The organism is Streptomyces sp. NPDC006134, from assembly GCF_040628835.1.
GTDB lineage: Bacteria > Actinomycetota > Actinomycetes > Streptomycetales > Streptomycetaceae > Streptomyces.
This window is the reverse complement of the sequence record NZ_JBEXTV010000092.1, coordinates 1-6,800: the sequence shown is the minus strand read 5'-3', so window position 1 is coordinate 6,800 and position 6,800 is coordinate 1. Positions and strand designations below refer to the sequence as shown.

4 protein-coding genes and 1 pseudogene are annotated in these 6,800 nt (G+C 72.6%); 3 read left to right on the top strand and 2 right to left on the bottom strand.

The genetic code is table 11. The annotated features are described in order from the left end of the window. The first annotated feature begins 262 nt into the window (after positions 1-262). Both aspA and ABZ340_RS34635 read left to right on the top strand, forming a co-directional pair. Entirely contained in the window at positions 263-1,675 is a 1,413-nt protein-coding gene (gene aspA / locus ABZ340_RS34640; protein WP_358785862.1) for an aspartate ammonia-lyase, read from the top strand. A 45-nt stretch (positions 1,676-1,720) separates the two neighbouring features. Next, on the top strand, positions 1,721-2,698 hold the full coding sequence (locus tag ABZ340_RS34635; protein WP_358785861.1) for a glutaminase: 978 nt from the start codon (positions 1,721-1,723) through the stop codon (positions 2,696-2,698). Positions 2,699-2,870: 172 nt separating this feature from the next. Here ABZ340_RS34635 and ABZ340_RS34630 read toward each other — a convergent pair whose 3' ends face one another. Further along, positions 2,871-4,070, bottom strand: coding sequence for a serine hydrolase (locus ABZ340_RS34630; RefSeq protein WP_358785860.1), 1,200 nt, complete (start codon positions 4,068-4,070; stop codon positions 2,871-2,873). 143 nt (positions 4,071-4,213) lie between these two features. Then, entirely contained in the window at positions 4,214-5,353 is a 1,140-nt protein-coding gene (gene rho / locus ABZ340_RS34625; protein ID WP_358785859.1) for a transcription termination factor Rho, read from the bottom strand. Positions 5,354-5,793: 440 nt separating this feature from the next. Here rho and ABZ340_RS34620 point away from each other — a divergent pair. Then, positions 5,794-6,379 (top strand): annotated as a pseudogene (locus tag ABZ340_RS34620) (IS5 family transposase); the annotation flags it as partial. Positions 6,380-6,800 lie beyond the last annotated feature (421 nt).

Below are 6,800 nucleotides of genomic sequence, written 5' to 3'. Positions count from 1 at the left end.
ACGCGCCGTGCCCGTGTCCGGGACGCGCCGTGCCCGTGTCCGGGACGCGCCGTGCCCGTGTCCGGGACGCGCCGTGCCCGTGTCCGGGACGCGCCGTGCCCGTGTCCGGGACGCGCCGCGCCCGCGGCGTACCCGCGGCTGGGGCGCGGGCACGTCCGAGCCGCCCCGCTCCCGGAACGCACCCCGGCACTCCGCCCCACTCCCGGACTCCCGGAACGCACCCTCGGCACCCCGCCCCACCCGAGAAAAGACCCGCACCACCATGACCGCCGCAGCCACCCGCAGCGAGCACGACCTGCTCGGCGACCGCGACGTCCCCGCCGACGCGTACTGGGGCATCCACACCCTGCGCGCCACGGAGAACTTCCCCGTCACCGGCACCCCGATCTCCGCCCACCCCCACCTGATCGACGCCCTGGCCGCCGTGAAGGAGGCCGCCGCCCTCGCCAACGAGGAGCTCGGCCTGCTCGCGCCCGAGAAGGCCGCCGCCATCGTCGCCGCCTGCCGCGAGATCCGCGCCGGCCGGCTCCACGACCAGTTCGTCGTCGACGTGATCCAGGGCGGCGCCGGCACCTCCACCAACATGAACGCCAACGAGGTGATCGCCAACCGGGCGCTGGAGCTGCTCGGCCACGCCAAGGGCGACTACCGGCACCTGCACCCCAACGAGGACGTCAATCTCGGCCAGTCGACCAACGACGTCTACCCGACCGCCGTCAAGATCGCGACGGTCTTCGCGGTGCGCGGCCTGCTCAAGGCGATGGCCGTCCTCCAGGACGCCTTCGCCCGCAAGGCGGTCGAGTTCCGCGACGTGCTGAAGATGGGCCGCACCCAGCTCCAGGACGCGGTGCCGATGACGCTCGGGCAGGAGTTCTCGGCGTACGCCGTCATGCTCGACGAGGACCGCAGCCGGCTCGCCGAGGCCGCCGAGCTGATCCACGAGATCAACCTCGGCGCCACCGCGATCGGCACCGGCCTCAACGCCCCCGCCGGTTACGCCGAGGCCGCCCGCCGCCACCTCTCCGGCATCACCGGACTGCCCCTGGTCACCGCCGTCAACCTGGTGGAGGCCACCCAGGACTGCGGGGCGTTCGTCCAGATGTCGGGCGTGCTGAAGCGGATCGCCGTCAAGCTCTCCAAGAGCTGCAACGACCTGCGCCTGCTCTCCTCCGGACCGCGCGCCGGCCTCGGCGAGATCAACCTGCCGCCCGTGCAGGCCGGTTCGTCGATCATGCCCGGCAAGGTCAACCCGGTGATCCCCGAGGTCGTCAACCAGGTCGCCTTCGAGGTGATCGGCAACGACGTCACCATCACCATGGCCGCCGAGGCCGGACAGCTCCAGCTCAACGCCTTCGAGCCGGTCATCCTGCACTCCCTGTCGGAGTCGGTCACCCACCTGCGCGCCGCCTGCCTCACCCTCGCCGAACGCTGCGTGGACGGCATCACCGCCAACACCGAGGCGCTGCGCGCGAGCGTGGAGAACTCCATCGGCCTGGTCACCGCCCTCAACCCGCACATCGGGTACACCGCCGCCACCGGCATCGCCAAGGAGGCCCTCGCCACCGGCCGCGGCGTGGCCGAGCTCGTCCTGGAGAAGGGCCTGCTGCCCGCCGACAAGCTCACCGGCCTGCTGCGGCCCGAGGTCCTCGCCGGCAGCGGCGCACCCCTGGCCTGACCGGCGCACGCGCGCCGGGACCGGCGGAAAGGAACAATGGCGATCATGGCAGTACCCCCCTCGTCCCCCCTGCCCCCACCCCCCTCGTCTTCCTCCTCGTCCCCTTCCTCCAGGACCTTCCAGCCGGTCCTGGAGCGCATCGCCGAGGAGATCGAGCACACCCCCGGCAGCGGCCGGGCCGCCGATTACATCCCGGCGCTCGCCGCCCGTGACCCGCGCCGCTTCGGCATGGCCGTCGCCGAGCTGGACGGCACGGTGTACGGCGTGGGGGACTGGCGGGAGCCGTTCTCGGCGCAGTCCATCACCAAGGTCTTCACCCTCGCCCTCGACCTGGCCCGCGAGGGCGACCGGCTGTGGGAGCACGTGGGCCGCGAGCCCTCCGGCAACCCGTTCAACTCCCTGGTGCAGCTGGAGTACGAGAACGGCATCCCGCGCAATCCGTTCATCAACGCGGGCGCCCTCGTCGTCACCGACCGCCTTCACACCCGTACCGGCGACGCCGCCGGCGAACTGCTCGCCTTCCTGCGCGCCGAGAGCGGCAACCCGGAGCTGGCCTTCGACGAGGAGGTCGCCGCCTCCGAGTCCGCACACGGCGACCGCAACGCCGCCCTGGCCCACTTCATGGCCTCCTACGGCAACATCGACAACCCGGTGCCGGTCCTGCTGGAGCAGTACTTCCGCCAGTGCTCCCTCGCCGCGTCCTGCGCCGACCTCGCCCTGGCCACCACCTTCCTCGCCCGGCACGGCGTCCGCGCCGACGGCTCCCGCCTGCTCAGCCGCAGCCAGGCCAAGCAGGTCAACGCGGTGATGCTGACCTGCGGGACGTACGACGCGGCCGGCGACTTCGCCTACCGGGTGGGCCTGCCTGGCAAGAGCGGCGTCGGCGGCGGCATCATCGCCGTCGTCCCCGGCCGGTGCACGCTGTGCGTGTGGAGCCCCGGCCTGGACGAGCGGGGCAACTCGGTGGCCGGAGTGGCCGCCCTGGACCGCTTCACCACCCTCACCGGCCTGTCGGTCTTCTGACCGGCCGTCCCGGCCGCTTCCGGCGCCACCCCCTCCGCCCGGCCACGGACCCGGACCCGGATCCCCGAGCCCCGTCCTCGGCCCCGGGTCCCCGGGCCCCCGGGCCCCCGGGTCCCCGGGCCCCCGGGGCCCGGAACCCCGGACCCGCCCGCAGCCGGAGCGGCGCGCCCCGTCACTTCCACTCGACCCGGTTCCTCACGAGCCGCAGCAGCAGCGCCACCGCGCTCGCGCCGAGCCCGGCGGCGCCCGAGATCATCCCCGTCTCCGGCCAGCCGGGCCCTTCCTCCTCCGGCCGCGCCACGGCCACCTCCTCCGGCCGTCCCGTGGCGACGGGTGCGGTCTCGGAGCTCGGCAGCGGCCGGGCGCGCAGGGCGTCCAGCGAACCGACCGGATCGACCCGCCCGGCCGCCCCGAAGCCCCAGTCGAGCAGTGCCCGGGTCTCCTCGTACACCGCCGGACCGCCGCCCTTTTGAGGGTTCATCACCGTCACCACCAGGGTCCGCCCGTGCCGGCGGGCGGCGGCGACGAGCGTGTGGCCGGCCTTGCTGGTGTAGCCGTTCTTCACGCCGATCAGTCCCGGATACGGCCGCACATCGCCGGTGCCGGCCAGCAGCCGGTTGGTGTTCCGGATGCCGTACGTCCCCCCGGCACGGCCGGGGAAGAGGGCCTCGACGGTGGCGCAGTACCGGGCGAAGTCCGGGTTGCGCAGCCCGGCCCGGCCGAAGACCGCGAGGTCGTACGCCGAGGAGACCTGGCCCGGCGTGTCGTAGCCGTCGGGCGACAGCACCCGTGTGTCGTGCGCGCCCAGCTCGTGGGCCTTGGCCTGCATCCGGGCGGCCGTGGCGCGCCAGCCGCCGCTCAGCGCGGACAGGACGCGCACGGCGTCGTTGCCGGAGCTGAGGAAGACGCCGTGCCACAGGTCGGCGACCCGGTACGTGCGGCCCTCGGCGACCCCGGCCAGACTGCTGCCCGGCCCGATCCCCGCCAGCTCCTGCGGGCGCACCGTGTGGCGGATGCCTCCCGGGAGCACCGGCAGGACCGTCAGCGCGAACAGTGTCTTCAGGGTGCTGGCGGGCGGCAGCCTCCGGTGCGCGTCGTGGGCGGCGAGCACGTCGCCGGTGCCCGCGTCGGCGACCACCCACGACAGGGCGGAGACGGCGGGCGGCGCCGGCGTCCCCGGACGCGGCCGGACCTGGGTGCCGGAACGGTGCAGCAGGGACGGCTGCGGCCCCGACACCTCCGGCCCGCCGGGCGTACCGGGATCCGGTGGCCGCGTGCGGACGGCCGCGGCGCCGGGCGCGAGCACCAGCAGACCCGCGACGCACAGAGCGCAGGAGGACGCCACCACCCGGGAAGAAAATCCGACAGTCATACCGCAAACGTAGGAAGGGGTCCGCCGAACGCCGCGCTGCCGGGGCCGGTCCGCGTCCGCGAGCACCCGGATGCCACACGCCGTCCGGAACGGACGCGGCGGCGTACGGCGGCCGTCCCCCGCCGTGGCCGGTGGACGCCCGGTCAGCCGCCGGGCAGTGTCGGCCGGACCCGCCGCAGGAACGTGGCGTTGTCCGGCGTGCCGCGCATCCGCTCCAGCAGCGTCTCCAGGCCGGCCTGGCCGTCCCTGGCCCGCAGGGCCCGCCGCAGCCCGCGTACGGCGCTCGATTCGGCGCCCGACAGCAGGAGTTCCTCGCGCCGGGTGCCGGAGGCGTCCAGGCCGACGGCGGGGAAGACCCGGCGGGCGGCGAGTTCGCGGGTCAGGCGGAGCTCCATGTTGCCCGTGCCCTTGAGCTCCTCGAAGTAGAAGTCGTCGGCGCGGGAGCCGGTCTCCACCAGGGCGGTGGCGAGGATGGTGAGCGAGCCGCCCTCCTCGGTCTGCCGCGCGGCGCCGAAGAACCGCTTGGGACCGAGCAGTGCGCCCGCGTCGACACCGCCGCTGAGGGTCCGTCCGCCGGAGCTCGCGGCGTTGTTGTGCGCCCGGCACAGCCGGGTCAGGGAGTCGAGGAGGACGACGACGTCCTCGCCGGCCTCGACGAGCCGCTTGGCCCGTTCGACGACGAGGCCGGCCAGGGCGATGTGCTGCCGGGGGCCTTGGTCGAAGGTCGAGGCGTACACCTCGCCCCGCACCGAGCGCCGCATGTCGGTGACCTCCTCCGGCCGCTCGTCGAGCAGCACCACCATCAGCCGGCACTCGGGATGGTTGCCGGCGACGGCCGCGGCGATCTGCTGGAGGACGACGGTCTTGCCGGTCTTGGGCGGGGCCACGAGCAGCCCGCGCTGGCCCTTGCCGACCGGGGCGATCAGGTCGGCGACGCGCCCCGTCAGCCCCGCCGCCGGGTGTTCGAGGCGCAGCCGCCGGTACGGATGCAGCGGCGTCAGGTCCCGGAAGCGGCGCCTGCCGCGGAGCTGTTCGGGTGCCAGGCCGTTCACCCGGACGACATCGGCCACGGCGCGCTGGGAGCCGCGGACCCCTTCGACGAGGTCGCCCTTGCGCAGCCCGTACCGGTGGATCAGCGCGGGGGAGAGGGACGGATCGGACGGCTCGGGCAGGCAGCTCGCGCCGCGCAGATGCCCCTTCCCGCCCGCGTCGACATCGAGGACGCCGGTGACGGTCCCGGCCGGGGAAGGCCGCAGAGAGGGGTGTTCGAGTGTGGTGGTCATGAGGATCGGACCTTTCACGGACGGCGGATGTCAGGAATGGGAGGGAAGGGGGGAAGGGGGGAAGGGGGGGAGAGATCCGTACGCGGGAGGGCGAACGCGCCCGCCTCCGCGACGGCGGGAAACACACCTCGGCCACGGCGTGAAAGCCTGCTCACGAGGTGGTGCCGGAAGCTGTCGCGCCGGTCGACGAAGGACGGGCGAAACAGCGAACGGGAGAAAGGACGCAGAGATGCGGAAACGCAGAGAAAGTAACGAGTACCGGCACCCACGAAGAGGTGAAGAAGGGTACTACCCCCACTATACCACTGGGTGCGGCGACGCGGCGACGCGGCGGCCGAACGGCCGCGTGGGCGGGGCCCGGGAGCCGGACCGCCTGCGCCACACCACCGACGCGGCTCGCCCAAGACCGCGTCCTCCGTGGTGAGGGGGATGGTGACCCGGTCTGGAGCCGGCTGCACGAGGCGACCCTGCACCGGCTCGACGACGCTGGCCTGCCCGACGCTTCCCGCGTCATCCTCGACTCGGCCCATGGCAGGGCGAAAAATGGGACGAACGCACGCGCCCGAGCTCTGCGAACCGGAGCAAGCCGGGTTCCAAGACGCACATCTTGTCGGACGCGAACGGACTGCCCCTGGTCGTCGGCGTCTCAGCCGCCAACGCCCATGACGGTGAAGGGCTGAAGCCCATGATGGCGGGTCACCAAACGAAACACGACCCCCACCACGGCCGCTACTCCAAGCCTCAGCGTCTGCACGCCGCCAAACCTATGACCGCCCTGATCTGTGAACGTGGCTACACGGCAAGCGGATCGGAGTCCGGATCGCGCGCAAAGGCACCGGCTCCAGTGAACGGCCAGCCCGACATGGATGGGTGATCGAACGCACCGTCTCCTGGCTGTCTGGCTACCGCAGACTCAGTCCCCGCTACGAACGAGAACCCCGCAACTACCTGAGGTTCCTCGGTTTTGCCGCCGCCCTCTGCTGCTACAAGCGACTCGTCCGCCTCACCACGCAGGACACGGTCTAAATCAAGATGTCGGCACTTTCGCGGGCGTGTGGCCCAGGGGGGCTGAGGAGCTCTCCGAAGGAGATCTTCTCTTCGTCGTAGCCGAATGTCATGGCGGAGGCGAGCGCCGTTGGTGGAGGTGTTTCCACTGGGGGTCATCCCCGCGGGCGCGGGGAGCAGTTATGTGAGCTGCGAGTTTACGGCTGCGGGGACACGATTTCGCAGACTTTCAAAGATGCGGGCCAATGGGGCAAAGGGGGTGATCTCTGGCTTTATCGGTGCTTCTCGGCAAGCTGGCAGCGGGCGAGCCAGCCTGCGTCTCCGAATCGCGGCCCCTTGAAGATCCGCCGGTTCATGGAACCGTCTACGCGCAGCCCTTGGCCTTCCTGGCACAATCCGCCATGGGTAGTGAAGGCTCCTTCGGTGCTCTGTGCTGGCCTGG